This is a genomic window from Nocardia sp. 348MFTsu5.1 (assembly GCF_000383535.1).
In the GTDB taxonomy this organism is placed as follows: domain Bacteria; phylum Actinomycetota; class Actinomycetes; order Mycobacteriales; family Mycobacteriaceae; genus Williamsia; species Williamsia faeni.
This window is the reverse complement of the sequence record NZ_KB911516.1, coordinates 258,045-280,886: the sequence shown is the minus strand read 5'-3', so window position 1 is coordinate 280,886 and position 22,842 is coordinate 258,045. Positions and strand designations below refer to the sequence as shown.

Below are 22,842 nucleotides of genomic sequence, written 5' to 3'. Positions count from 1 at the left end.
GGACATCAGCCCGAATACTGCTCGCGCACTTTTCGTTTGAGAATCTTCCCGGTGGCGCTACGAGGAAAGGGTGCGAGGTCGAACACGACAGCTGCCGGCACCTTGTACTCGGCCAGGGCACCCCGCACGATGTCTTGAACCTGCGTTTCGGTGAGGCTCTCGCCTTCCCGTGGCGCAACAGCCGCGACCACAACCTCACCACGTCGGTTGTCCGGGACGCCGAATACCGTGACCTCGACGAACTTGTCGGAGGCCATCAGCGCGTGTTCGACTTCGGCGCAATAGATGTTCTCCCCCGCCGAGATCACCATGTCTTTCTTCCGGTCGACCACGAATACCAGGCCGTTGTTGTCGAGGTAGCCCAGATCGCCGCTGCGATACCAGGATCCGTCGAAGGCCGCAGCTGTCTCGGCGGGACGATCGAGATACCCTGCCATGACAAGCGGTCCACGAACTTCCAGCTCACCGACCTCGCCGGCCGGGAGGATGGTGCCGGCGGTGCCGACCACCCGCACCGACATCACCGGACAGGGTGGTCCAGACGAGCCCGGATATGCCGCAAGGAGATCACCGCCCGCGGTGCACACGCTGCCGGCCGCCTCGGTCATCCCCCAGCCCACACTTCGTCCGGCCGCCGGGAGTATCTGATTGATCCGGTTCACCAGGTCAGGCGGAGTTGCCTGGCCGGCGGGCGCAACGTTGACCAGACTTGCGACGGCCTCCGGCCGCGGGTTGGCCGCCAGGAGGTCCGTGATCACCATCGGCGGACCCGCCAGCATCGCGAGCTTGTGCTTCTCGATCAACTCGATCGCGCCCTCGGCGTCCCACCGGTCCTGGATCACGACAAAGCCGCCTGAGGTCAACGACGTCAGCAGGGAGACCAATCCAGAGGTGTGGAACAGCGGAAAGATCAGCAGCGCCGAGAGACTCGGCATCAACCCGCGCAACGCATCGGGTTCCATCCCGTACTTGCGGGCATTCGTGTGGATGTTGATCTCTTTGATCATTCGCAGGTTCATCACCATCGTGCAGACGTTGCGCTGCGTCAGCAGAACGCCTTTGCTCCGGCCCGAGGTGCCCGACGTGAACAGGATCAAGCACAGCGACTCCGGGTCGGCCGGTACCGGCGCCGGGCGGTCGAACGAACCTGACACCACCTCGCTGTAGAGCCGGGTATCCCCACTGGGCGGTTCCTCACCGACAACCACCAGTGGCACATCGGATTCCGCCGACCGCGCCAGCCGAGCTCGTTTGTCATCGGCAATCACCACCGAGCAGCCTGCGTCGGCCAACGCGTGACCGATCTCTACAACCGACTCCCGGCTGTTGAACAGCACCGCCGCCGCACCGCATCGAGCAATGGCCATGATCGAAACCACATAGGCCAGCTGGTTTTTCATCAGGACGCCGACACGACTGCCAGATCCGACGCCGTACTCGGATACCAGCGCACCGGCAAGATGTGCTGCCTGGTCAGCAACCTGACGATACGTGTATTCAACGCCGCCCTCGATCAGGAGCGTGTTGTCGGCATACGTCTCGACCAATTCGCCGAACACCGCATCGAGCCCCGCCGGAGCGTTGCGGTACACCAGCATGGACTCGCCGCGAACCTCGGCGTTTGCCAGAGCAAACGGGCCGTCCGGCCCGGTCAGCTCAGATTCCAGTTCGCGATAGAGCGATATCGATTCGAGGGCCGCCGTCACGTTCAATTTCCTCCTTGGCTGTACACGTCACCGAGCATATGAGAACACGTTCTAGTTCATGAAGAAATGCCGGAACTTGCCGCGCCGACCTGCTCGATGATCGCGTCGGCGACAACCTGCGGGAACTCTTCGGGTATCCAGTGGGTACCGTCGGCCACTTCGATGTACCGATACGGCCCGGACACATGCTGCGCGCATCGTGCCGGTCCGGCACCGGTGATCGCGATGTCATCTGTGCTCCAGATGAAGGTGGTCGGAACCGCGACATCGGCGATGTCATGGGTGTCGAGCGGCATTGCCCGGTACCAATTCAGCGCCGCGGTCAGTGCACCCGGCGCCGACAGCACGTCCAGGTGCTGCTCGACCGCCTCGGGCGGAACCGCGTCGCCAAATCCCAACCGCAGGGCCAGCGCGTTGTCGGCGAGAAACGCCTTCTCGGGTTCCGCGGGTGTGGCGAAGTAGGTCATGTAGCCAGACCGTTCCCGCTGGTCCGGATCGTTCTCGCGGGCCCAGGCAAAAGCCGCCGGATGCGGCACCGACACCGCGGTCAACGAATGCAGCCGTTCCGGATGTGCGGCCGCGACCGCCCAGGCGACGATCGCGCCCCAGTCGTGTCCGACCAGATGCACCTTCGGCAGGTCGAGCGCGTCGCACAGTCCGACGACGTCGGCCACCAGTTCGGGAAGCCGATAGTCACTGATCGACCCGGGCCGCGCTCCCGGCGAGTAGCCACGCTGATCGGGAGCCACCGACGAGATCCCGGCGTCCGCGAGTAGCGCCGCCACCGCACTCCACGAGGCGGAAGTCTCCGGGAACCCGTGCAGCAGCACCGCCACGTCGCCAGAACCCGACCGGGCAGTCCGTGAGACGACCGTGAACTCGAGGTCGCGGACGGGCACAGTCGAAACGATTGCGTCGTCATGGGGCATACCCGAAGTCTCATCGATCCGGGCCGACTCCACAAGGGTTTGCACTATGCGAACAGATGCCGAAAGTTATTGGGCGCCAACGTCTGACATCGATGCAGTTCATTGACAGCGCTCGCCGTTCGTGAACTAATCGACCGCATGCGCGCAGCCGTCATCGAAGGTGGAAAGTTTGTTGTCCGAGACGTCGCCGAGCCGAAACCCGCGCACGACGAACTCCTCATCCGGGTTCACGGGTGCGGGGTATGCGGCTCCGATCTCAAGACCTACCCGCTGTTGCCCGACGGAACCATCATGGGGCACGAGTTCGCCGGTGAGGTCGTCGCGGCCGGTGAGGCCGTTGCCGAGCAGTGGCCCGATGGCACCGCCGTCGCGTCCATGCCGGTGATCGGTTGCGGTACATGCGTGCACTGCATCGCCGGCGACCCGGCCCGATGCCCGGCCCCACAGGCGTTGGGCCTCGGGATTCGCGCCGGCGGATTTGCCGAATACGTCACGGTGGCCGCGTCCGGCACTGTTGCACTCGACCCGTCCCTCGACCTGCGGTCCGGCGCACTGGTCGAACCGCTGGCTGTCGGCCTGCACGCCATGAACCGAGGTGATGCAAGAGTCGGCGACCGCTTGCTGGTTGTCGGGGCCGGTCCGGTGGGACTGTCCGTGGTGATCTGGGCACGCGCACAGGGCATCACCGACATCACAATCTGCGACCCGGTTCACCTACGGCGGCAGGCTGCACTGGATCTCGGTGCGACCCACGCCTACGACCCCACCACCGAGAACATCGGAACGGGCTTCGACCTGGTGGTCGAATGTGTTGGTAAAACCGGAATGATCGCCGCCTGCCTGGACGCGGTCGGTCCGCGCGGTCGGATCGTCATCGCCGGGGTCTGCATGGAACCGGACACGTTCATGCCGTTGGGCGGCATCATCAAAGACGTCACGATGAGCTTCGTCAGCTACTACACCGTCGACGAATTCCGTGCCGCGGCTGCAGCATTGACCGACGGCAGCCTGGAGCTCGGCGGATTTGTCAGCGGATACGCCACACTGGACGACCTCCAGGAGGTTGTCGACGGACTGTCCCATCCGAGCGATCAGCAAAAGGTCATCATCACACCCCGCTAGCGTCCCGCCACATCAGCCAGGAGTTCACATGGTCTCACCAACACTCGCCATCATCACCGGAGGCGCCTCCGGAATCGGATGGGCCAGCGCACAGGCGCTGAGCGCCAAGGGTATTCGAGTGGTGATCGCCGACATCAACGCCGACGCCGCACGCGAACGCGCCGCCGACCTCGGCGGTGATGCGGTGGCCGCCACACTTGATGTCGCGGACGAAGACTCGGTGAGCGCGTTGTTCGAGTCCGTGACCGAGGACTACGGACAATTGACATCTGTGGTCAACTGCGCCGGCCTGACCATTCCGGGCACGCTGGCCGACCTTAGTCTGGCCGACTGGAACACGACCATCTCGGTCTGCCAGACCGGAACGTTTCTCACGTTCAAATACGCTGCGCGACATATCGTCGACGGCGGTTCGATCGTCACGATCGCCTCGCTCAACGGCCGGCAACCCGGAGTGGGTCTCGGTGCGTACTGCGCCGCGAAAGCCGCCGCGCTGATGCTGACCCAGGTTGCCGCCCTCGAACTCGGCGAGCGCGGCATCCGGGTCAACGCCATCTCCCCAGGCCTCGTCGACACACCGCTGGTGGCCGGACTCTCCATGGTCCCCGGCATGACCGAGGACTACATCGAGAACACCCCGCTCGGGCGAAGCGGCAAACCCGAGGAAATCGCGTCGATGGTGGCGTACCTGTTGTCCGACGAAGCGTCCTGGATCACCGGGTCGGCCTTCGACATCAACGGCGGCGCCCACACTCAGCGCTATCCGAATCTACTCAAACATGTTGCAGCGCTGACATTGTGAAGGTCAATTCCAGGGAGAACTACCGCCCAGGTGATCGGTCACCCGGCCGGCCACCGAACTGACGAGCTCACCGCGCCTGTTCAGTTCGGTACCGGACATCGGCGCCGAACACCCGAGCACGCAGAGCGCCCCGACGGCTTCCCCGTCGACGTCGAAGATCGGCGCGTTCACCGACAGCGGGTGATACCAGGCGCGTTCGTCGATGGCACCGACGAGGACGTCGGCATCGAGGGTCTGTTGCTGTCCTTCGACAAACGCGGTGGAACGTCGCGAACCACGCACCCCCGCACCCGTCGCCGCCGAAGCCAGATCGTGAAAACCGCCCACGTTCGCCGGGTACTGCTCCACCGCGAAATGCCGGGACCGCACCGCGGCAAGACGTTCAGGAAGGCGATGATCATCCGCAGCGGCCACCGGATTCCGGTCGAGCCACGTGGCGATGGCCACGTCATCGGACCACGCAACCAGCACCGAGCCCAGCGGTGGCCGGAACGTGATCCGATCACCCGTTCGCAGATGCAGGCCGCCTGACCGCGACTGCCCGGCATCGCGAACACCCGCGATCAGCAGGTCGTCTCCGGAAGGGACCACCACACAACACAATTGACCGGTTGCGTCGGCGAGTTCGGAGATCGCGCGTGACGTCGGGCCGAGTTCGGCGATACTGCGGCCGGCCGCCTCACCGATGCGGACCAGCGCCGGACCCAGCCGATACGTCTTCGTATTCGGATGTTTGACCACCCACCCGACCCGCGTCAACTCGGTCAACATCGGATACACCGTCGCCTTGTCGAGCCCGAGGGCCGCCGCGATGTCGGTGAGACTACAGCGGCGGCCCGGCGGATCGGAGAGCATCTCGACGATGTCCACGAGCCGTTCGGTCTGCGGCGACCGGCGTACCGTCATGCGCTCGGCGACGGCCCGCCGAGATGGCGGGTCAGAAACTTGATCTGGTGGCGCGCCGCGGCGTCGAACCATGGCTGACCGGAGTAGACGCCGAAGTGATCACACGGATAGTGCCGAACTTCCGCCCGCGCCTTCACCGCGGCCTTCGCCGCCGGATATGTCGGTGCACTCCGATCGAAATCGGCGATCTGCATCAGGACCGGACACCGGATGTCGCCGGCATCGTGGTCGGGCCGGTAGCCACCGATCTCCGGGCCGATCGCGGCGTCGATGGTGTTCTGCCACGTCGGCCCGGCGATCGCGAGGTAGTCGTGGCGATAGCCCGAGAGCGTCATGGCACCGATCTCACCCGGTTCGGCGACGATCGGCATCATCTTCGGTGTCCGACCGGTGCTCCGACGGACCCGGCTGCGCAATCCCAGCGCGGTGGATCGTGCGATCGCGGTGGCCGGCAGGTTCGCAAACGCAAGCCGTCCGGCCGCCGGACCGCTGACCAGCGGTGTCATCGAAATGATCGCGACCACGTCGTCCCGCCTCGCACCGACCGACAGGACATGCCCGCCGGACAACGAGACGCCCCACAAGACGATCCTGTTCGGGTCCACACCCTCGAGCGTCTTCACTGCCGAGATCGCGGCGCGGTAGTCCTCGAGCTGATCGGAGATCGACACCGTTTGCCTGACTTCCCCACCCGATGACCCGAAGCCTCGGTAGTCGAAGGCGAACACGTCGAGACCACCCGCGGCCAACGCCGCCGCGAACGGTTCGAGACCGGAATCCTTTGTCCCGCCGAGTCCGTGGGCCATGACCACTATCGGCCGGCCCGCCGGCCCCTTGAGGTCGTCGGTCTCGGCCCGGAAGTGCCAGGCGTCGCAGTCGATCCCGCCGCTGTAGAACGTCCGGGTCAGATACTGCCCGGAATCCGAGCTCTCGCTGCCGGGTGTGACAGTCTGCGCGGTCATGCTGCCACCGCCCAACGGGGTGCGCCGAGGTGGGCTGCCCGAACCGAACCCTCTGGCAGTTCCTTGGTCCGCATGTCGTGCTCGTAGATGAAGTAGTCCACCTGCTGGGTGTGCCGCGGACGATCGAGCATGTGCCCGGTGTATTTCTGCTGGTCGCTCGCGATCACCTCCTCCATCACCTCGGGGCTCGGCAATCGGTATCGCCCGGCAGCGTAGGCGCCGAGTAGGCGGGACTGGCATTCGACGAACGGGAACAGGGTCGGGGTCGACTGCGCAAATCCGATGAACACCAGATCGTCGATACCGGGTTTGAACATCCGCTTGTACAGCGGGATGTGGTTGTCCGGGGCGCTGATGAAATCTTCGTCGAAGAACGGGAAGGTGATGTTGTAGCCGGTGGCATACACGATCACGTCGAACTCTCCGCTCGTCCCATCCTCGAAATGCACTGTGGTGCCGTCGAGTTCACGAACATTGGGCTTCGGAATCACATCGCCCGAACCCAGCCGCAGCGGAAGCTCCACCGACTGGGTCGGATGCGCCTCGAACAGTTTGTGATTGGGGGTGGGCAACCCGTAGTTCTCGGGGCGGCCGGACATCAGCGGATGCGCTATCTGAATCATCTTGCGCTGCCAGGACAAAGGCAGATACGGCGTGGTCTTGTAGTACTGGTCCCCGGGCTTGCCGGCAATGTACTTCGGGACGATCCAGGCACCGGAGCGTGTGGACAGTGTCACCTCGTTGCGCAGTGTCTTCGATGACAGCTCCACCGAGATGTCGGCCGCGCTGTTCCCCAGTCCGACAACGAGTATCCGCTTGCCGGTCAGGGGCAGCGGATCCTGCGGGTCGATGTAGTGGTGGGCGTGGATCGACTCTCCGCTGAACGTTCCCGGAAAGTTCGCGCGGCGCGCATCCCAGTGATGTCCGTTGCCGACGACGAGCAGATCGAACCTGCGGGTCTCCCCGGCCTGGGTCTGGAGTTCCCAGCCGCCGCCGTCGAGCCTGCGGGCATGGGTCACCCCGTTCTGGAATTCGATGTTCTCCTTGAGGTCGAATGCGTCGGCATAGGCATCGAGATACGACTTGATCTGGGCATGATGCGGAAAGTCCGGGAAGTCCGCCGGCATCGGGAAGTCTTTGAACGCGAGCCGATGCTTGGAGGTGTCGATGTGCAGCGAGCGGTAGGCGCTGCTGTACCCGTTCGGGTTCTTGAAGGCCCAGTTGCCGCCGACTCGATCCGAGACCTCGAAGCAGGTGTAGGGAATGCCGTAGTCGTTCAACATCTTTCCGGCTGTCAAACCACTGATACCGGCGCCGATGACAGCCGTTGTCGGACCCTGCATGCGAGCTCCTCTTGAGATCGAGTTGACACATTCGCGAATCTGTTCACCCGACAGTACACAGATCCGGGAATCTGTCTATCGGTTTTGCTATGTTTGCCCCGTGACAGATTCCGTGGACACCAGAAGCGTCAAGGAACGGCTACTCGATGCCGCCGAGGTATGCCTCGCGGCCAAGGGCATTCGGGCAACGACGGTGCTGGAGATCGCCGAGACAGCAGGGGTGTCCCGGGCGTGGCTGTATCGCCACTATCCGGACAAGTCGACCCTGCTCGGAGCCACCATCGTCCGCATGGGCGACGCGTTCTGGGCCGACGCGCACCGAACACTGTCGACCATCGCCGAGTTCGACGCCCAATTGGCTGCCGGTGTGGCCCATGGCCACAACGCGTACGACGCCCCCGGAGCACTCATGATGACCCTGCGGATGAACGAACCCGAGGAGTTCGCCGCGTGCGCCGGCGTCGGCGTCATCGGGCTGCTCCCCGACCTCACCGCATTCTGGCGCACCTACGTGGTCACGGCCCGCGACCGCGGCCAGATCCATCCTGACACCGACATCGACGAAGCATCTGAGTGGATCGCGCGAGTGCTCATCAATCTGACCACCGTCCACAGCCAGAACCTTGACCCCGACGACCGGGCAGCGGTCGCACGGTATTGCCGGCGCTATGTGATTCCAGCGCTGCAAGTCGCTCCCGCACAATAGTTTTCGGTTTCAGACCTACCCGGCGACCAGCGACAGCGTGTCCAGATCCCGGATAGCAGTACATGACCGGGCGACCATCGCGGCGAACATCTCATCGCCACGATCGGTACGAGTGCCGTAGGCGCACCCGAAGACCGAGATCAGCGGTCCCTGGATCATCGAATACCGGTAGTCGTCCCAGCAGTCGTCGACGCCGTAGTTGTCGACGCCGTGGCCCGTCAGCGCGCGGTGGTAGTCGCCGACCAGACCGGCTTCATGATCACTTCGTACATCAGGCGACAGACTGGTTCCGATGAAATACGCGAGGTCCCGCGCAGGCAGCGCCAGACTCAGGGTTTGCCAATCGATCGCGGTGACACCCTGCGCACCACCCGGCGGGAACAGCAGGTTGTCGAGCCGGTAGTCGCCATGGACCAGCGCATATCGCTCCGATCTGCCCATCGCCCAATGCTCCGCGGCTTCAACACAATCGCGCAGCGTCGCCCGATCCTCAGAGCGGATCAACGGCCCGAGTGCGTCGATGAAGATCTCGGTCGCGGGCCCGTACATCTGCGCCAGCAACTCCGCGTCGTCGGGCCCGTTGACCGACAGTCCGTCGATGTCGAGCAGTGTGGGGTCACACCACCGCGGCCCATGGAGGCCGGCGAGGTTGATCACGGAATCACGCGCCTGATCCACCGTGCACCCGGCAAGCTGATCACCCTGCTCGGATGGGCTCATGTCTTCGAGCAGCAGGGTGAAATCCGCGCCATTGTCGGAGATCGCCGCGTAAAAGCACCGTGGACTCCTGATCGCGACGGTCGCCGCGATCGTGGTGTAGTAGCGCGCCTCGGACCGGTACACCCCCGCCAACATCTCCCGGGTCGCGGGATCGGCCGCCGGCAGTTTGGCCAGAATCCGCTCGGGCACAGCAGATCCGGTCAGCTCGAGCCGATAGCAGGTGCCGATCTGACCGGTACCGACCGGCGTGGCCGTCACCGTGTCGACTGTCGTCCCGAGAGCGGTCGAGAGCCAGGATGCGGTGAGCTCGTCCGCCGAGGTGACGATGGACCCGGCCGGAACATTCATTGGCAACATCCTTCGGTCGGCTGGAACCCCTTGGGGTACCGCAACTTTGGCACGCTCGACGGTGGTTTGGGCACGGTCGACGGTGGTTTGGGCACGGTCGGCGGCGGTTTGGGCACGGTCGACGGTGGTTTGGGCACGCTCGACGGCTTGGGCTAGACGGTGACCGGGGTCAGGCCCAGCTTGCCCGCCAGCTTCGTCAGATAGGCACCGGCCTTCTCGGTGTTGTCGTCGGGCACTCCGTACAGGACGGTGGTGACGCCGAGTTCGCGCCACTGGTCAAGCTTCTCCTGAACCGGTTTGAAGTCGAGCACCACGATCTGCGGCGCACCCTCGCGTCCGGCGTCAGCCCAGATCTGCTGCAGCAACCGGACCGAACCCTCGATGTCCTGCTCCCCCGGCGTGGTGATCCAGCCGTCGGCACTGCGGGCGATCCATTTGAAGTTCTTCTCGTTGCCCGACGCCCCGACCAGCACCGGTGGACCGGGCTGCTGAACAGTCTTGGGCCAGGCCCAGGACGGGCCGAAGTTCACGAACTCGCCGCTGTACTCGGCTTCCTCCTGCGACCACAGTGCCCGCATCGCCTCGATGTATTCGCGCAGCATCGTTCGACGCCTCTTCGGCGGAACATGGTGATCGCCGAGTTCGTCCAGGTTCCAACCGAATCCGACGCCCAGCGTCACCCGGCCCCCGGAGAGATGGTCCAGGGTGGCGATGCTCTTGGCGAGCGTCAACGGATCGGACTGAACCGGCAACGCCACCGCGGTACCGAGCCGGACCCGTGACGTCACCGCGGCCGCACCACTGAGCGACACCCAGGGGTCGAGCGTGCGCATGTAGCGATCGTCGGGCAGCGACGAATCGCCCGTCTGCGGATGAGCGGCGTCGCGCCGGGTCGGGATGTGACTGTGCTCGGGGACGAAGTACGCGTCGAACCCGGCCTCCTCGATGAGCGGCGCGAGGACCGACGGAGCCAGCCCCCGATCGCTGGTGAACTGGACGATCCCGAAGTCCATGGTTGTAGCCTTTCGCGAAGAATCTGACCGACCGAAACGATGTGGACGAGTGCCTGGACACCAGTCCGACAACTCCCGGAAATATAACACGTTCTACCCCCGCTGCGGCAGATCTCCGAACCCACGGCATTCAATTCGCGTCGTTCGCGCCACCCGTGTTCCCCGCCACACCCCCATCTGATAGCGTGCCGGTTCACATAAGTTACCGGCGGGTAATGCTGTCGGGGGAGAACGCCATGGGGGCGAAGAATGCGGATATCAGCGTGGATATCAACTATTGCAATTGTGGGATTGGTGCAGGTCGCGGGGGCGACTGCACTGGCAGACGCCGAACCCGACACCTTCGGCGGCTTCTACACGCCGCCCACCGACGTGAGCGCTGGCGCCGGGACCGTACTGAAGACCCAGCCGATGCCGCTGTACGCGTCGATACCAGGGCTGAACGGCTCGTGGCCGGGCGAAGGCCAACGGGTCATGTACACGTCCGCGCTGCAGGACGGCACACCGACCGCCGTCACAGGCAGCCTCGTCGAGCCCGGAGTGCCGTGGACCGGTGGTGGTCCCCGGCCGACGATCGTCATCGGCCCGGGAACGATGGGCCAGGGCGATCAATGCGCGCCGTCCCGCAACTTCCCCACTGCGCTGCGGGTGACGAACGATCCGCTGTCGGCGTCGATCAACTACGAAGTGATCGCCACCGATCGCTGGCTCGCCGAAGGCGCGCGGGTCTTCATGACCGACTACATCGGTCTCGGCACCCCGGGCCTCCACACCTATGTGAACCGGGCCGAAGAGGCTCACGCAATGCTCGACGGTGCCCGGGCGGCGCTCGCGCTCGGCGACGATCCGGATGCCCCCATCGCCTTCTGGGGCTACTCCCAGGGCGGCGGCGCGGCAGCTGCAGCAGCAGAACTCCAGCCCACCTATGCGCCAGAACTGAATGTCAAAGGGACGTTCGCCGGCGCACCACCGGCCGACCTTCTCGACGTCGTGCCGGCGATCGACGGCAATCTCATCGGCGGAGCGATCGGCTACGCATTGAACGGGTTCGTCGAACGCTATCCGGAGCTCGCAGCGATCACCGACAGCCGGGTCACCCCGCAGGGCCGCAGCGTCCTGAAGCAGATCACCACCGAGTGCATCGGTGACAGCATCCTCTCGCACCCGTTCATGTCGACAGCGTCTTTGACGAAGGACGGGCGGTCCATCCTCGACAACCTCAAAGAGATCCCCGTGGCGCTCGCCATCCTCGAGGACCAGCGGATCGGCAAGCTCAAGCCGACCTCACCCGTGCTGGTGACCAATGCGGTCAACGATGACGTCATCCCGTACCCCCAGGCCCGCCGGCTCGCACAAAGCTGGTGTGACCAGGGCGCGACGGTCGAGTTCCGCAGCAACGGGATCCCGCCGATCCTTTCGGGCACCGCGACCAACCACGCGCTGCCGTTGATCATCGACGCAGTCCTGCCCGGCGGCGGCGTCGACTACCTCCTCGATCGCTTTGCCGGAAAGCCCCTATCCGGTTGCCAATTCAACTAGCGAGCCCATAAACAACTCCGGCTCTGCACCTTCCGATGAAGGTGCAGAGCCGGAGTTGTTTGCGTCATCTCACGCCGTGGCGCAGCCGCATCCGGTCTGACCGGCCGCCTCGATAAGAGCCTCGACCTGGTGTGCATCCCGGAAGATCCCGTTGCCGGCCGTCGTGCGGCTCAGGGCGTCGGCGGCAAGCACCACCGCCGCCGAGGTCCAGCAGCTCTTCTCCACCGGCCAGCGCTTGCCGTCGGCGAACACCAGACCGGTCCAGTACGAACCGTCGGGGTCACGCAGATGCTGCATGTCGCCCAGCAGCAAGGTGGCATCGGCGGTGTCGCCCAACGCATCCAGGGCCAGCACCAGCTCGCAGGTCTCGGCACCGGTCACCCACGGCCGGTGATCGACACACCGGATACCCAGATCGGTGACCACGAAATCGTGCCATCGCGCCGCGATCAGCTCCTGACCCGCACGGCCACGGACCGCACCACCGAGCACCGGGTAGTACCAGTCCATCGAGTACTCCGGCTTGGGTTCGAACAGCTCAGGATGGCTGCGCAGCGCGTGGCCCAGGGCCAGCAACGCCGACTCCCAGTCGTCGACCGGGCGACCCAACTCGTTGCCGATCAGGATCGCGCACCCCAGTGCCTGATGAATGCTGGCGTTCCCGGTGATCAGCGCGGTGTGATACATCCCCTCGTGGGCACCCGTCTGTGCCGGCAAGGGATATGTTGCGCCCCAATAGAACTCTCCGCCCGGCGCCTGGAACTGGGCAACCAGATCGATCGCCGACGACACCATCGGCCACATCTTCTCCAGGAAGCGGACGTCGCCGGTGATCAAATAGTGATGCCAGACGCCGACCGCGATGTAGGCACAGAAGTTGCTGTCGGTGTTGGCATCGGTGACCTCGCCGACCACCAGCCGGATCGGCCACGACCCGTCCTCGCGCTGCATCCGCCGCGACCAGTCGTAGGCCGCCTCCGCCTCGGCGATCAGTCCGGTGGCAGACAACGCCATCGCCGACTCGATGTGATCCCACGGATCGGTCTGCCCACCCGGGAACCACGGCAGCGCACCAGTCGGTTCCTGCATCGCAGCGATGGCCCGGCCGGTCGCCAGCCACTCTTCGACCGTGAGGATCCCGGAGAGGTTCGGCAGGTCAACAGTGTTCGGCAGGTCCGTCAGGTTCGGCAGGTCGGCCATGGATCAAGCCGGCTTCTGTAAGTACAGGATCACGCTCTTGCCGATCACCGGGTTGAGCACCTGTTCACCCACCCGCGTCAGTTTCGGCGCGCTCATCATGTCCCACACCAGCAGCTTGTGGTACGCCTTCACCAGCGGGTTGTCGTTCTTCTCCACGCCCACAGCACATTTGAGCCACCAGTACGGCGCGTGCAGTGCGTGCGCATGCCCGGTTCCGGTCACCTCGAGGCCGGCGTCACGCAATTTGCCGGCGAGTTCAGACGCCTTGTAGATCCGGATGTGTCCACCCTCGTTGGCGTGATACTCGTCGGAGAAGGCCCAGCAGACCTTCTCGGGCCAGTACCGGGGCACGGTCACCGCGGCCAGTCCACCGGGCTTCAAGATCCGCACCATCTCGGCGATGGCGTCGGTGTCGTCCGGGATGTGTTCGAGGATCTCCGACATGAGGACCACATCGAAGGCACCGTCCGAGTACGGAAGGCGCAGCGCGTCACCGACTTCGGCTCGTGCCTTGGCCGAGGCCGGCACCTCGCCTTCAGCGATCATCACGTCAAACATCTCGGCCACGGCGGCCATGTCACTCTCGGACTGATCGAATGCGATCACATCGGCGCCCCGCCGGAACATCTCGTATGAGTGCCGGCCCGCACCCGCTCCGATGTCGATGGCCTTACAGCCCACACCAACGTCGAGTCGATCAAAATCAACGGTTAACACTCAATTCCCCCCTTGGCCTAACGTGGCTGACTGCCCGAATGAGTCTGACTGCCCGAACGAGTCCGACTTGGCGAAATCGTCAATCGCCTGCTGGTAGTTCTGTGCCGTCTTCGCGGCGACGGCCGTCCAGCTGTACCGTTCCTCGACCCGCGCGCGACCACCGGCGCCGAGCCGGTCTCGGAGCTCTGAGTCCTCGAGCAGAGAACCCAAAGCCGTTGCCAGCGCACCCGAATCCATCGGCGGCACCAGAATCGCAGCCTCCTGCGCCTCCCCGACGACCTCGGGTATGGCACCGGCCCGGGTGGCCACCAACGGCGTCCCACAACTCATCGCCTCGACCGCAGGCAACGAGAATCCCTCATAGAGCGAAGGGACACAGGCAACTTCGGCCGACGCCAGCAGAGCGGCCAGTTCGTCGTCGTCCAGACCCGATACGACCTCGACCGAATCGCGGATCGAGAGCTCGTCGATCCGCGTGTCAGAAGGTCCGCCGGGCACCAGCTTCGACACCAGCTTCAGCTCCACGGGCCGTTCGGCACGCAACTTGGCCACCGCTTCGAGCAGGTACGACACACCCTTGAGAGGCGCATCGGCACTGGCGATGCAGACGATGCGCCCGGGCACCCGCTCGGTCGACGGACGGAACTGCTCGGTGTCGACGCCGAGCGGGATGGTCGTGAGCCGGCCCTCGGGGATACCGAAGGCCTTGCGGATGTCGACCTCGCTACTCCGCGACACCGTGAGGAGCCGGGGTATCCGGCGCGCGACCCGGCCCTGCATGGCAAGGAATCCGTGCCAGCGGCGGGCGGTGATCTTGCGCCACCCCTTCGCCGCCTTCACCGCAAGCTCCCGATCGCGGGTGATCGGGTGGTGGATTGTCGCGAGCACCGGCAATCCATCGCGTTCGATCTGCAGCAATCCGTAACCCAGGCACTGGTTGTCGTGGACCACGTCGAAGTCATCGGTCCGGTGCTTGAGCAATCGGGCGGCGCGCAGGCTGAAGGTCAGCGGCTCCGGGAAACCCGCGGTCCACATCGTCAGTACTTCGAGGACATCGATCCAGCTCTTGATCTCCCACGGCCAAGGCGTCCGGAACGGATTCTCGTCGTTGTAGAGATCGAGGCTGGGCACCTTCGTGAGCGTCACGCCGGCGGCCACTGCCTTGTCGTCCAGGTCGGGATACGGCTGGCCGGAGAACACCTCGACCTGATGTCCGAGCAGGGCCAGCTCGCGGGACAGGTGACGCACGTACACGCCCTGTCCACCACAATGAGGCTTACTTCGGTAAGACAGCAGTGCTACGCGCATTGTGACCTTTCTGCCGTGGCCTGGTGGCCATAACCGTATCCGTCGAGAACGTGCCGTGCTGATCGGCAGAACCAATGCCGGGGCCGACCGGATCACCGGTCGGCCCATGGGAATCGCCTAGGCGTTCGCGGCATCCTCCATGGCTTCGATGCTGACGATCTTGATCCGCCGACGCCCGGCCGGTTTGCCTGCTGTCCGTTCGGCGAGATCGATCTTCTTCCAGCCGGCACCGTCGATCCGGCCGGCACCGCGTTCGGCGATGAGCGCCGGGATCTCCTCGCGTGACTTCACCGGATCGGAAAGCCTCTCCTCGGTGAAGTCGGCGATGACGGCGAGTGCGGTCTCCTGGCCACACAGCCGGTTCATGCCGATGCCGCCGGTGGCGCCACGCTTGATCCAGCCGGTGACGTACACACCTTCGAGCGGCGCACCGCCGGGCTCTTCGAGCACGCGGCCACCGGCGTTGGGCACCACACCCCGGCCACCGTCGAACGGCACGCCCTCCAGCGGCAGACCGGTGTAACCGATGGCCCGCATCACGATTCCCGCAGGCAGGTCGAATTCTTCACCGGACGGCCTGATCGCAGCCCGGCTCGAGGCCGGCCGCGGGGTATCGCCGGGGTTGTCGGCCGACTCATCCGGGTCGTTCACGAACTCGTTGCGAGCACAACGGACGGTCTCGACACCCTGATCCGAGCCCTTCAGCGCCAGCGGCGAGACCAGAAACCTGAACACGACCCGCTTGTTGCCCTCGGTCGGCTCGCGCTGCGCGAACTCCTCGGCGATGCGCACCTTGGTGGCGATCGTCGAATCGAGTGTCCCGGCGTCACGAGCGGCCTGGCTGGCCGCATCGAGCACGAGCTCGTCGGGATCGATGATCACGTCGACACCGGGCAAGTCGCCCATCGCCAGGAACTCGGCGTTGGTGTAAGCGCCCTGGGCCACGCCGCGGCGTCCGAGCAGTACCACCTCGGAAATATTGCTGTCCCGCAGCTTCTCCAGCGCGTGATCGGCGATGTCGGTCTTGGCGAGCTTCTCCGGACTGTCCAGCAGGATGCGGGCCACATCCAGGGCGACGTTGCCGTTGCCGACCACGACGGCGCGCTCGGCCGACAGGTCGAAGTCGCGATCGGCGTAGTCGGGGTGCCCGTTGTACCAGGCCACGAAATCCGTCGCGGCAATGCTCCCGGGCAGATCCTCGCCATCGATGCCCAGATGCTTGTCGGTCGAGGCACCATGCGCGTAGATGACGGCGCCGTAGTGGTCGGTCAGATCGCTGTGGTCGAGATGCTTGCCGACCTCGACGTTCAGGAAGTACTCGAACGTCCGCTTGGCAGCGGTCGAGGCGAACGTCTTCTCGACACCCTTGGTCGAGGGATGGTCCGGAGCGACACCGGCGCGGACGAGCCCGTACGGGGTCGGCAGACGGTCGAACATGTCGACGCGGATCGCGCTGTGCCGGACGAGCTCCTCAGCGGCATAGAACGCAGCCGGTCCGGCCCCGACGATCGCGACGTGCAGCTCTTTGCCGGCGGGCAGCGGCGGCTTCTTGCGCGGGGCGACCAGACCACCCGACACGTCGTGGTCGGTGTAGTAGTCCGCGTTGATCTGGAGGTAACGCTCTTGGCCTTCGTCGAGCGCGTCGTCCGGGAAGATCGCTTCCACCGGGCACTCATCGATGCAGGCACCGCAGTCGATGCACGTATCCGGATCGATGAACAACATCTCGGCGCTGGTGAAATCCGGCTCATCCGGTGTCGGGTGAATGCAGTTCACCGGACAGACACTGATGCAACTGGCATCGTTGCAACAAGGCTGCGTGATCACGTGTGCCATACGGCCCTTACCTCGACTACTCTCGTGTTCCAAAAAAAGGAACCTGTTCCAATTTTTACCCTGAATTTGCCCAGGGGCCAACTACAAGGCCGCGACAAGGCATTTCACCGAAATGACGCGGCCGAGCAGACGTGTCAGAGGTCATGTTCAACGACTTCTGTTACGCCGGTCCCACAAAGGTAATGCCACCCGCCCTATAACGAGAAGTCCATAGGCTGCATCCTGGTGTCCACCTGTGCTGACATACCCAATTTACCGCCGGGACGAATGAGAGGACCGATATGCCGGACTCGCCGATCGACGCCGCACTCAACCCCATCGAGCTGCCCGACATCAAGGCAGGCGCCAGCTGCTTCGAATCGAACTATCGGGTGCGCACCGGCGACGTCGACCAGCAGATGCGACTGCGGTTCGACGGACTGACCCGATACCTCCAGGACATCGCCAACGACAACCTCGAGGCAACCGAGTTTCGCGTGACCGACCCGTTCTGGATCGTCCGGCGCACGGTGATCGACGTGATCCGTCCTATCTCCTGGCCGGCGGACGTCACGCTCCACCGCTGGTGCGGCGCCCTGTCGACCCGCTGGACCAACATGCGTGTCCGGGTCACCTCGACTCACGAGACCAACCGATTCAATCCGGAACCGCGCGAAGACGGTCTCATCGAGACCGAGGCGTTCTGGATCAATGTCAACGACCAGGGCATGCCGTCCCGGCTGACCGACGATGCGTTCGAGCTGCTGAGCCGGTCCACTGATGAGCACCGGCTGCGCTGGAAGTCGATGAACACCGCCACCCCGCCGGAGCGTTCCGATGACGACCGCATCCATGCACTCCGGGCCACCGACTTCGACCCCTTCAAGCATCTGAACAATGCTGCCTACTTTGCAGCAGTCGAAGACGAACTCGTCGACCACGAGGACCTCGTCAAAGGCCCACATCGAGTCGTTATCGAATATCTGCGCGCGATCGAACCCGGCGCGACGGTGACGATCCAGCGCCGCAGAGAGAGCGATCAGCTACAGATGTGGTTGCGCGAGGGTGATCAGGTGTCAGCAACCGTCACCGTCACCAAACGTCCGCTCTGATCACCTGCACGCTCACTGACCCCCGCCGAGCAGCAGCTCCATCAGCTTGGTGGGAGCAGCGCAGGGATCACCGATCGCTGTCGTGCTGCGCGGTTCGACAAACCAGGTGTAGATCCCGCCACCGGGCGCACGGGCGGTGATACCGCACGCCGCCGGACGGGCCGGGTTCACCGCCGTGAAAGCCGTGACACTGGCGACCTTCACGTTCTCGGTGGTGTAGCCGAGTTTTTTGGCCGTCGACTTCTCGACCTCGATGTCCCCGAACTCGAACCAGTTGAAGGTGATCTCGGTGACGACCGGACCGTTGACGGTCCAGCGGCAGATCGCTCCGTAGAACCCCGGCTCCGCGAGCGTGCCGCCCGCCGCCTTGGCGATGGATTCCGGGGGGACCATCTCGCACTCGTACATCAGGCGCTTGTAGTCGTCGGTGTTGACGTTCCCGTCGGCGGTGCCACTGCCACCGCCGATCGCGATGGCATCACCGTCGACCGCGCGGGTACAGCCCGCGAGCAGGGCAACGGTGGCCAGCAGTGCCAGGAGTGGTCCGGCGACGTTTCGAGTCATGTTGCGGCCGCTCATGTGGCGCTCTCGATCGATTGCGTGGCAAGTGTCTTGGCGACCTCGCAGATCTCCACCCGGCTCGGATACGCCTGATCCGGCGACTGCAGGCCATAAGTGACCGACCATTCGAAGAAGTCGGCGCCGAACGCGATGCCGATCTCGCAGATGCCCTCGCTCGACCCGATGAAACCGCTGTGGCCGTCGATGGTGATGTCCTCGACCACGTCGCGGGACAGCTGAATGGTGGCGCGTTCGCGGCCGATGGGGCTGCCGCGGTACCAGTTGAACGACAACTGCGGCCCGAGTTGATCCTGCGACGTGACCCATTCGCAGACCGACGGGTTGTTGATCGTGTTGGTCAGTCCACCGATCTTGGACACGGCGGAGACCTCTTCGGTGGTGACACCACCACATTCACCGAAGAACGGACCCTCGCCGGCCTGGCCTGCCGGTTCGTTCGCCTTGGTGGTCTGGCCGGTTTCGGCGGAGCTGTCGTCCGAGCAACCCCCCACCACGAGAATCGCCGCGATCGCCGCCGCCATCACCGCCCCGATCCGATTCCTGCGCCCCGAGATCATCACAGGTTGCAGTGTAGAGAAAGGCGGCGCGCGGCCGGCTGATCAGCCGACATCCGGCCGGCCGAGCAGTCGGTCCGTCTCGCGCCGTTCACGTTTCGTGGGACGGCCGCTACCGCGATCACGCTGCGGGAGCGCGGCCAGCAGTTCTTTGGGAGGAGGAGGTGGGCTGCGATCGATGAAGCATTCTGCGGCGGCGGGTGGACCGACCCTCTTGGAGACAACCCGGGTGACCTCCACGATGCGGTCGCGACCGGCGGCCCGGAGTCGCACCTCGTCGCCGATCGCCACATGCTGGGCCGGCTTGGCCGGGGTGCCGTTGACCTTGACGTGGCCACCGCGGCAGGCGGTGGCCGCAGCCGACCGGGTCTTGGTCAGCCGGACCGACCAGATCCAGCTGTCGACCCTGGTGCTGGGTTGTGCGCCGGACATCAGTGGGGCATCAGTCGCTGAGCAACTTCCAGAGGGCGGCACCGCCCGCGACGACCCCCACGATCAGAGCAATCCAGAAGTTCGTGATGATCCACAGGAGACCGAATACGATCGCCGCCGGCGCCAGCACGAACAACACCATGCCGGGATGGGCGGCGAATGTCTCTTTGACGGCCTGCGTTCGGGCCCTGTTGATTTCCTTGGCCATGGTGTTCCTCCTCGACCCGCACGACCCGATGCGGTCGTACCTTGCCGAGTCTACGGAGAATCGGGCAAACGAGAACAGTCCGCGCGTGCTGAGCGTGCGGGAGGGGACGTGAGTTGAAAGACCTTGCCCTGCGTCTTCGATCGGGGCAATCTGGGCGGCGAGCGCTTGCGTCGCAGGAGGGCGAGCCATGGACATGGTCGAGGTCGAAGGACTTCGGATCGCATACGAACGGGCCGGCAACGGACCCCCGCTCGTCCTCGTTCACGGCTACGTCGGCGATGGCCCACGAACGTGGCGGCATCAATTGGACGGCCTCGCCGACGACTTCACGGTGGTCGCCTGGGATGCACCTGGTGCCGGATCTTCTTCTGATCCACCTCCGGACACCGGCATGGGCGAGTACGCCGACTACCTAGCGAGGTTCATCAAGAACCTCGGGTTCGACAGACCACATGTCGCAGGGCTCTCGTTCGGAGGATCACTGGCGTTGGAGTTGTGCCGACGTCACCCGGACATCGCAGCTTCTCTGACATTGACATCCGCCTACGCGGGCTGGCGCGGCTCATTGCCTTCCGAGGTGGCCGACCAGCGTCTACGGCAGGCCCTGGCGTTGGCCGACCTCCCGCCGGAGGAACTCGTCGACGCACTGCTCCCGACGATGTTCTCGGAGTCGACTCCACCGGAGGTGGTCGAAGCGTTCGGCGCGAGCCTTCTGGCGGTTCACCCTGTCGGATTTCGAGCGATGGCGCGAGCCTCCGACGTGGACCTACGCGAGGTACTGCCCGGCATCGAGATTCCGACGCTCTTGGTCTACGGCGATCACGACGTGCGGGCCCCGCTATCCGTCGCGGAGGCACTCCACGCTGCAATCGCCGGCTCCGAGCTGATCGTGCTCAGGGGAACCGGGCACCTCTGCAACATCGAAGCCCCGCACCGGTTCAACGAGGCACTGCGCGCCTTCCTCGTCGGTGTACCGGACCGGCGCTGACGACACCACGCGCGGTCAGGGACGGACGAGGAGCTCCGCGTCCTCGAGCGGATACGGGGGCGTTCCGGTGCCGGTGATCCGGACGGTTCCCCACGGAGTGATCTCGGTGAGGCGGGCCTGCGCCGGCTCACCGCCGTCGGCCAGAACCTCCACGCTGCTCGCCTTGGCGTCCTTGAGCGCACGAACCTGATCGCCGAACGCGATTCCGGCCCAGTGGAACCGACCGTCCAGGGGATCCAGGTACCCCTGAACCCGGATCCGCGCGGTGATCTCGTCCTCCTCGTGACGGATGACAACCGAACCGTCGTAGATGCCCTCGTCCCGGATGTCCGCGGAGGTGTAGTCGTAGTCGGAAGCGTCAAACCGCTTGAGCTTGCGGATGAGTTTCAGTTCACCGCCGCCCGCGCGGACGTACCGCAGCCAGGATCGCTCGATGGGAACCCGCACCTGGACCCGAGTGGCACCCGAGCGCGCCATCTCGTCGATGGCCGCGCCGACGTAGTCGACGATCGACGAGTCCGTGGAGCCGACGTGAAAGAGGTTGGCCTGCCGACTGCAGGCGACCCCGAGGTAGCTGCCGTCCGGCGCTGGATCAGAAGTGATGAGCAGGTGGCTGCGCTCGCGGTTGTCCCACTCATCGCAGGTGACGTCGAACTCCCCGACCGTCGCCACGTCCGCGATCTCGATCTCGTCAGGCAATCGCCGCAGTCGCGCACGCATTGCCGCGATTGCCGGCCCCGATCCGACCAGACCCACCCCTAGCACGCTCATTCGAGGAATCCGGCCTGCCGCCAGGCCCGCCGGGAGAAGCGGGTCATCAACCCGTTCTCCTCGAGGAACTGCGCCAGACTCGCAAATCCCAGCACCTGCATGCGATGGAAGTTGGGATTGGTGCGCGCGGCCTTCGTGGCCTCCTGCTTGTTCAAGCCGGCCCGGGCATACATCGCCGGGTTGGTGAAGAGGTACTTGAGCCGCAACGCGGCAACACCGTGCAGGTTCGCGGCCAGGAACGTCTCCCAGCGCCCGCGGGTGGTGCGGCGCCGGGCGATGCCGTCCCTGGCGAAACCGATGTGCCGCGACTCCTCGGTGACGTGGATCCGCATCAACCGCGAAATCAGCGGCTGCAGCTGCGGATCGTCGAGCATCTCGCGCTGCAGGGCATCGAAGATCTCCTCGCCCACCAGCGCGGCAACCCACAACCTGGAGCCACGCAGGCCGAACGGGAGCAGCAGCATGATCAGTCGCTGCCATCCGGCATTGCCGTAGGCCCGGGCACCACTGCGTTCGATGGCGCGGCCGAACATCACCATGTGGCGGCATTCATCGCCCATCTCGGTGAGCGCGTAGTGGGTGACCGAGGACGCCGGGTCCTGATTCAGAAGTCGTTGCAGCAGTGCCCGGTTGAGCAGGTTCTCGAACCAGATACCGACCGAGAGAATGTTGGCGAGTTCCTGGCGGGACATCTCGATCCGCTGCTCTTCGGTGAGGCTGTTCCAGAGGTCGGTGCCGTACAGGCTGCAGACCCGCGGCGGCAGGAAGTACTTGTCCGGATCGAGTGGTGCGTCCCAGTCGAGGTCGACAACCGGCGAATACGACCGCTTGACCGAACCGCTCAACAGTCTTTCGGCGATCGCTTGACGACCGCCGGCGTCAATGTTCTGTGCCGTGGAATGGGATCGGGATGGTGCCGTCATCTGGCCTCCTGGTGACTTTTGCCTGCTGATCCCGACGCTATGCGCCACCTCACAATGTGTCAATGCTCACTGTCACATAAACCAGTGGCGACATCGAGACGAGACCTTCCCGGGAGTCGCGGGATCGCTGCTGTTG

Annotated in this window: 24 protein-coding genes; 7 read left to right on the top strand and 17 right to left on the bottom strand. The window is 64.8% G+C overall.

The window, feature by feature from the left end; all coding sequences use genetic code 11:
- Window positions 1-5: 5 nt before the first annotated feature.
- Both H290_RS0117045 and H290_RS0117040 read right to left on the bottom strand, forming a co-directional pair.
- A complete protein-coding gene (locus H290_RS0117045) occupies window positions 6-1,706 on the bottom strand; it encodes a class I adenylate-forming enzyme family protein (protein ID WP_020108034.1) in 1,701 nt (566 codons plus the stop codon).
- A 56-nt stretch (window positions 1,707-1,762) separates the two neighbouring features.
- Window positions 1,763-2,635 (bottom strand): alpha/beta fold hydrolase, encoded by an 873-nt coding sequence (locus H290_RS0117040; protein WP_155976887.1) that lies wholly within the window; start codon window positions 2,633-2,635, stop codon window positions 1,763-1,765.
- 138 nt (window positions 2,636-2,773) lie between these two features.
- Between H290_RS0117040 and H290_RS0117035 the strand changes: the two genes are divergently transcribed.
- Window positions 2,774-3,757, top strand: a complete 984-nt coding sequence (locus H290_RS0117035) for a zinc-binding dehydrogenase (protein WP_020108032.1) — start codon at window positions 2,774-2,776, stop codon at window positions 3,755-3,757.
- A gap of 28 nt (window positions 3,758-3,785) precedes the next feature.
- Window positions 3,786-4,559, top strand: coding sequence for an SDR family NAD(P)-dependent oxidoreductase (locus tag H290_RS0117030; RefSeq protein WP_020108031.1), 774 nt, complete (start codon window positions 3,786-3,788; stop codon window positions 4,557-4,559).
- A 3-nt stretch (window positions 4,560-4,562) separates the two neighbouring features.
- Here H290_RS0117030 and H290_RS28905 read toward each other — a convergent pair whose 3' ends face one another.
- Genes H290_RS28905 through H290_RS0117015 form a run of 3 tightly spaced genes read right to left on the bottom strand, consistent with a single transcriptional unit; the run spans window position 4,563 to window position 7,770 of the window.
- The gene (locus H290_RS28905) at window positions 4,563-5,465 is read right to left on the bottom strand and encodes an IclR family transcriptional regulator (protein WP_020108030.1); all 903 of its coding nucleotides are present in this window, start codon (window positions 5,463-5,465) and stop codon (window positions 4,563-4,565) included.
- Window positions 5,462-6,427, bottom strand: a complete 966-nt coding sequence (locus H290_RS0117020; RefSeq protein WP_081631617.1) for an alpha/beta hydrolase — start codon at window positions 6,425-6,427, stop codon at window positions 5,462-5,464. The genes H290_RS28905 and H290_RS0117020 overlap by 4 nt, the downstream gene beginning before the upstream one ends.
- Window positions 6,424-7,770, bottom strand: a complete 1,347-nt coding sequence (locus tag H290_RS0117015) for an NAD(P)/FAD-dependent oxidoreductase (RefSeq protein ID WP_020108028.1) — start codon at window positions 7,768-7,770, stop codon at window positions 6,424-6,426. The genes H290_RS0117020 and H290_RS0117015 overlap by 4 nt, the downstream gene beginning before the upstream one ends.
- Window positions 7,771-7,870: 100 nt before the next feature.
- Between H290_RS0117015 and H290_RS0117010 the strand changes: the two genes are divergently transcribed.
- Window positions 7,871-8,476 carry a TetR/AcrR family transcriptional regulator gene (locus tag H290_RS0117010; protein ID WP_028463311.1) on the top strand — a complete coding sequence of 202 codons (606 nt, stop codon included), beginning with the start codon at window positions 7,871-7,873 and terminating at the stop codon, window positions 8,474-8,476.
- A gap of 15 nt (window positions 8,477-8,491) precedes the next feature.
- Here H290_RS0117010 and H290_RS0117005 read toward each other — a convergent pair whose 3' ends face one another.
- On the bottom strand, window positions 8,492-9,544 hold the full coding sequence (locus tag H290_RS0117005; RefSeq protein WP_020108026.1) for a phosphotransferase: 1,053 nt from the start codon (window positions 9,542-9,544) through the stop codon (window positions 8,492-8,494).
- Window positions 9,545-9,574: 30 nt separating this feature from the next.
- On the opposite strand from H290_RS0117005, the gene H290_RS31945 reads away from it, so the two are divergent.
- Window positions 9,575-9,700: a hypothetical protein gene (locus H290_RS31945; RefSeq protein WP_020108025.1), complete on the top strand. Its 126-nt coding sequence runs from the start codon at window positions 9,575-9,577 to the stop codon at window positions 9,698-9,700.
- On the opposite strand, the gene H290_RS0116995 is transcribed toward H290_RS31945, so the two are convergent.
- Window positions 9,697-10,557, bottom strand: coding sequence for an LLM class F420-dependent oxidoreductase (locus H290_RS0116995; RefSeq protein WP_020108024.1), 861 nt, complete (start codon window positions 10,555-10,557; stop codon window positions 9,697-9,699). The genes H290_RS31945 and H290_RS0116995 overlap by 4 nt on opposite strands.
- 285 nt (window positions 10,558-10,842) lie before the next feature.
- Between H290_RS0116995 and H290_RS0116990 the strand changes: the two genes are divergently transcribed.
- Window positions 10,843-12,096, top strand: a complete 1,254-nt coding sequence (locus H290_RS0116990) for a lipase family protein (RefSeq protein ID WP_020108023.1) — start codon at window positions 10,843-10,845, stop codon at window positions 12,094-12,096.
- Between the two features lie 69 nt (window positions 12,097-12,165).
- On the opposite strand, the gene H290_RS28900 is transcribed toward H290_RS0116990, so the two are convergent.
- The 4 genes from H290_RS28900 to H290_RS0116965 all read right to left on the bottom strand — a co-directional run bounded on the left by H290_RS28900 (window position 12,166) and on the right by H290_RS0116965 (window position 17,157).
- A complete protein-coding gene (locus H290_RS28900) occupies window positions 12,166-13,296 on the bottom strand; it encodes a hypothetical protein (protein ID WP_020108022.1) in 1,131 nt (376 codons plus the stop codon).
- A gap of 3 nt (window positions 13,297-13,299) precedes the next feature.
- Window positions 13,300-14,013, bottom strand: coding sequence for a bifunctional 2-polyprenyl-6-hydroxyphenol methylase/3-demethylubiquinol 3-O-methyltransferase UbiG (locus H290_RS0116980; protein ID WP_028463309.1), 714 nt, complete (start codon window positions 14,011-14,013; stop codon window positions 13,300-13,302).
- Window positions 14,014-15,321, bottom strand: a complete 1,308-nt coding sequence (locus H290_RS28895; RefSeq protein WP_051122081.1) for a glycosyltransferase family 4 protein — start codon at window positions 15,319-15,321, stop codon at window positions 14,014-14,016.
- 117 nt (window positions 15,322-15,438) lie between these two features.
- On the bottom strand, window positions 15,439-17,157 hold the full coding sequence (locus H290_RS0116965; protein ID WP_020108018.1) for an FAD-dependent oxidoreductase: 1,719 nt from the start codon (window positions 17,155-17,157) through the stop codon (window positions 15,439-15,441).
- A gap of 281 nt (window positions 17,158-17,438) precedes the next feature.
- Here H290_RS0116965 and H290_RS0116960 point away from each other — a divergent pair, with 281 nt between their 5' ends.
- Window positions 17,439-18,248: an acyl-[acyl-carrier-protein] thioesterase gene (locus H290_RS0116960; RefSeq protein ID WP_020108017.1), complete on the top strand. Its 810-nt coding sequence runs from the start codon at window positions 17,439-17,441 to the stop codon at window positions 18,246-18,248.
- A gap of 12 nt (window positions 18,249-18,260) precedes the next feature.
- Here H290_RS0116960 and H290_RS0116955 read toward each other — a convergent pair whose 3' ends face one another.
- From H290_RS0116955 to H290_RS0116940, 4 genes are read right to left on the bottom strand one after another with little or no spacing between them, the layout of a single operon-like run.
- The gene (locus H290_RS0116955) at window positions 18,261-18,827 is read right to left on the bottom strand and encodes a DUF3558 family protein (protein WP_020108016.1); all 567 of its coding nucleotides are present in this window, start codon (window positions 18,825-18,827) and stop codon (window positions 18,261-18,263) included.
- The gene (locus H290_RS32045) at window positions 18,824-19,387 is read right to left on the bottom strand and encodes a DUF3558 domain-containing protein (RefSeq protein WP_369758830.1); all 564 of its coding nucleotides are present in this window, start codon (window positions 19,385-19,387) and stop codon (window positions 18,824-18,826) included. The genes H290_RS0116955 and H290_RS32045 overlap by 4 nt, the downstream gene beginning before the upstream one ends.
- Before the next feature lie 42 nt (window positions 19,388-19,429).
- Window positions 19,430-19,816 carry a S4 domain-containing protein gene (locus H290_RS32040; RefSeq protein WP_020108014.1) on the bottom strand — a complete coding sequence of 129 codons (387 nt, stop codon included), beginning with the start codon at window positions 19,814-19,816 and terminating at the stop codon, window positions 19,430-19,432.
- Window positions 19,817-19,826: 10 nt separating this feature from the next.
- Window positions 19,827-20,024 carry a hypothetical protein gene (locus H290_RS0116940; RefSeq protein ID WP_020108013.1) on the bottom strand — a complete coding sequence of 66 codons (198 nt, stop codon included), beginning with the start codon at window positions 20,022-20,024 and terminating at the stop codon, window positions 19,827-19,829.
- 187 nt (window positions 20,025-20,211) lie between these two features.
- Here H290_RS0116940 and H290_RS0116930 point away from each other — a divergent pair, with 187 nt between their 5' ends.
- The gene (locus H290_RS0116930) at window positions 20,212-21,012 is read left to right on the top strand and encodes an alpha/beta fold hydrolase (RefSeq protein ID WP_020108011.1); all 801 of its coding nucleotides are present in this window, start codon (window positions 20,212-20,214) and stop codon (window positions 21,010-21,012) included.
- Window positions 21,013-21,027: 15 nt separating this feature from the next.
- On the opposite strand, the gene H290_RS0116925 is transcribed toward H290_RS0116930, so the two are convergent.
- Together H290_RS0116925 and H290_RS0116920 are read right to left on the bottom strand one after the other, a co-directional pair.
- Window positions 21,028-21,783, bottom strand: a complete 756-nt coding sequence (locus H290_RS0116925) for a DUF4873 domain-containing protein (protein WP_081631612.1) — start codon at window positions 21,781-21,783, stop codon at window positions 21,028-21,030.
- On the bottom strand, window positions 21,780-22,706 hold the full coding sequence (locus H290_RS0116920; protein ID WP_020108009.1) for a diiron oxygenase: 927 nt from the start codon (window positions 22,704-22,706) through the stop codon (window positions 21,780-21,782). Before H290_RS0116920 ends, H290_RS0116925 begins: the two co-directional genes overlap by 4 nt.
- Between the last annotated feature and the right edge of the window lie 136 nt (window positions 22,707-22,842).

Bases quoted from the DNA above. Each gene is read 5' to 3' on its own strand.
- H290_RS28895 (WP_051122081.1), bottom strand. From the start codon at position 15,321: ATGCGCGTAGCACTGCTGTCTTACCGAAGTAAGCCTCATTGTGGTGGA.
- H290_RS0117030 (WP_020108031.1), top strand. From the start codon at position 3,786: ATGGTCTCACCAACACTCGCCATCATCACCGGAGGCGCCTCCGGAATC.
- H290_RS0116940 (WP_020108013.1), bottom strand. From the start codon at position 20,024: ATGGCCAAGGAAATCAACAGGGCCCGAACGCAGGCCGTCAAAGAGACA.
- H290_RS0116995 (WP_020108024.1), bottom strand. From the start codon at position 10,557: ATGGACTTCGGGATCGTCCAGTTCACCAGCGATCGGGGGCTGGCTCCG.
- H290_RS0117015 (WP_020108028.1), bottom strand. From the start codon at position 7,770: ATGCAGGGTCCGACAACGGCTGTCATCGGCGCCGGTATCAGTGGTTTG.
- H290_RS0117020 (WP_081631617.1), bottom strand. From the start codon at position 6,427: ATGACCGCGCAGACTGTCACACCCGGCAGCGAGAGCTCGGATTCCGGG.
- H290_RS28905 (WP_020108030.1), bottom strand. From the start codon at position 5,465: ATGACGGTACGCCGGTCGCCGCAGACCGAACGGCTCGTGGACATCGTC.
- H290_RS0117040 (WP_155976887.1), bottom strand. From the start codon at position 2,635: ATGCCCCATGACGACGCAATCGTTTCGACTGTGCCCGTCCGCGACCTC.
- H290_RS0117005 (WP_020108026.1), bottom strand. From the start codon at position 9,544: ATGAATGTTCCGGCCGGGTCCATCGTCACCTCGGCGGACGAGCTCACC.
- H290_RS0116960 (WP_020108017.1), top strand. From the start codon at position 17,439: ATGCCGGACTCGCCGATCGACGCCGCACTCAACCCCATCGAGCTGCCC.
- H290_RS0116955 (WP_020108016.1), bottom strand. From the start codon at position 18,827: ATGAGCGGCCGCAACATGACTCGAAACGTCGCCGGACCACTCCTGGCA.
- H290_RS0116920 (WP_020108009.1), bottom strand. From the start codon at position 22,706: ATGACGGCACCATCCCGATCCCATTCCACGGCACAGAACATTGACGCC.
- H290_RS0116925 (WP_081631612.1), bottom strand. From the start codon at position 21,783: ATGAGCGTGCTAGGGGTGGGTCTGGTCGGATCGGGGCCGGCAATCGCG.
- H290_RS32045 (WP_369758830.1), bottom strand. From the start codon at position 19,387: ATGATCTCGGGGCGCAGGAATCGGATCGGGGCGGTGATGGCGGCGGCG.
- H290_RS0117035 (WP_020108032.1), top strand. From the start codon at position 2,774: ATGCGCGCAGCCGTCATCGAAGGTGGAAAGTTTGTTGTCCGAGACGTC.
- H290_RS28900 (WP_020108022.1), bottom strand. From the start codon at position 13,296: ATGGCCGACCTGCCGAACCTGACGGACCTGCCGAACACTGTTGACCTG.
- H290_RS0116930 (WP_020108011.1), top strand. From the start codon at position 20,212: ATGGACATGGTCGAGGTCGAAGGACTTCGGATCGCATACGAACGGGCC.
- H290_RS32040 (WP_020108014.1), bottom strand. From the start codon at position 19,816: ATGTCCGGCGCACAACCCAGCACCAGGGTCGACAGCTGGATCTGGTCG.
- H290_RS0116965 (WP_020108018.1), bottom strand. From the start codon at position 17,157: ATGGCACACGTGATCACGCAGCCTTGTTGCAACGATGCCAGTTGCATC.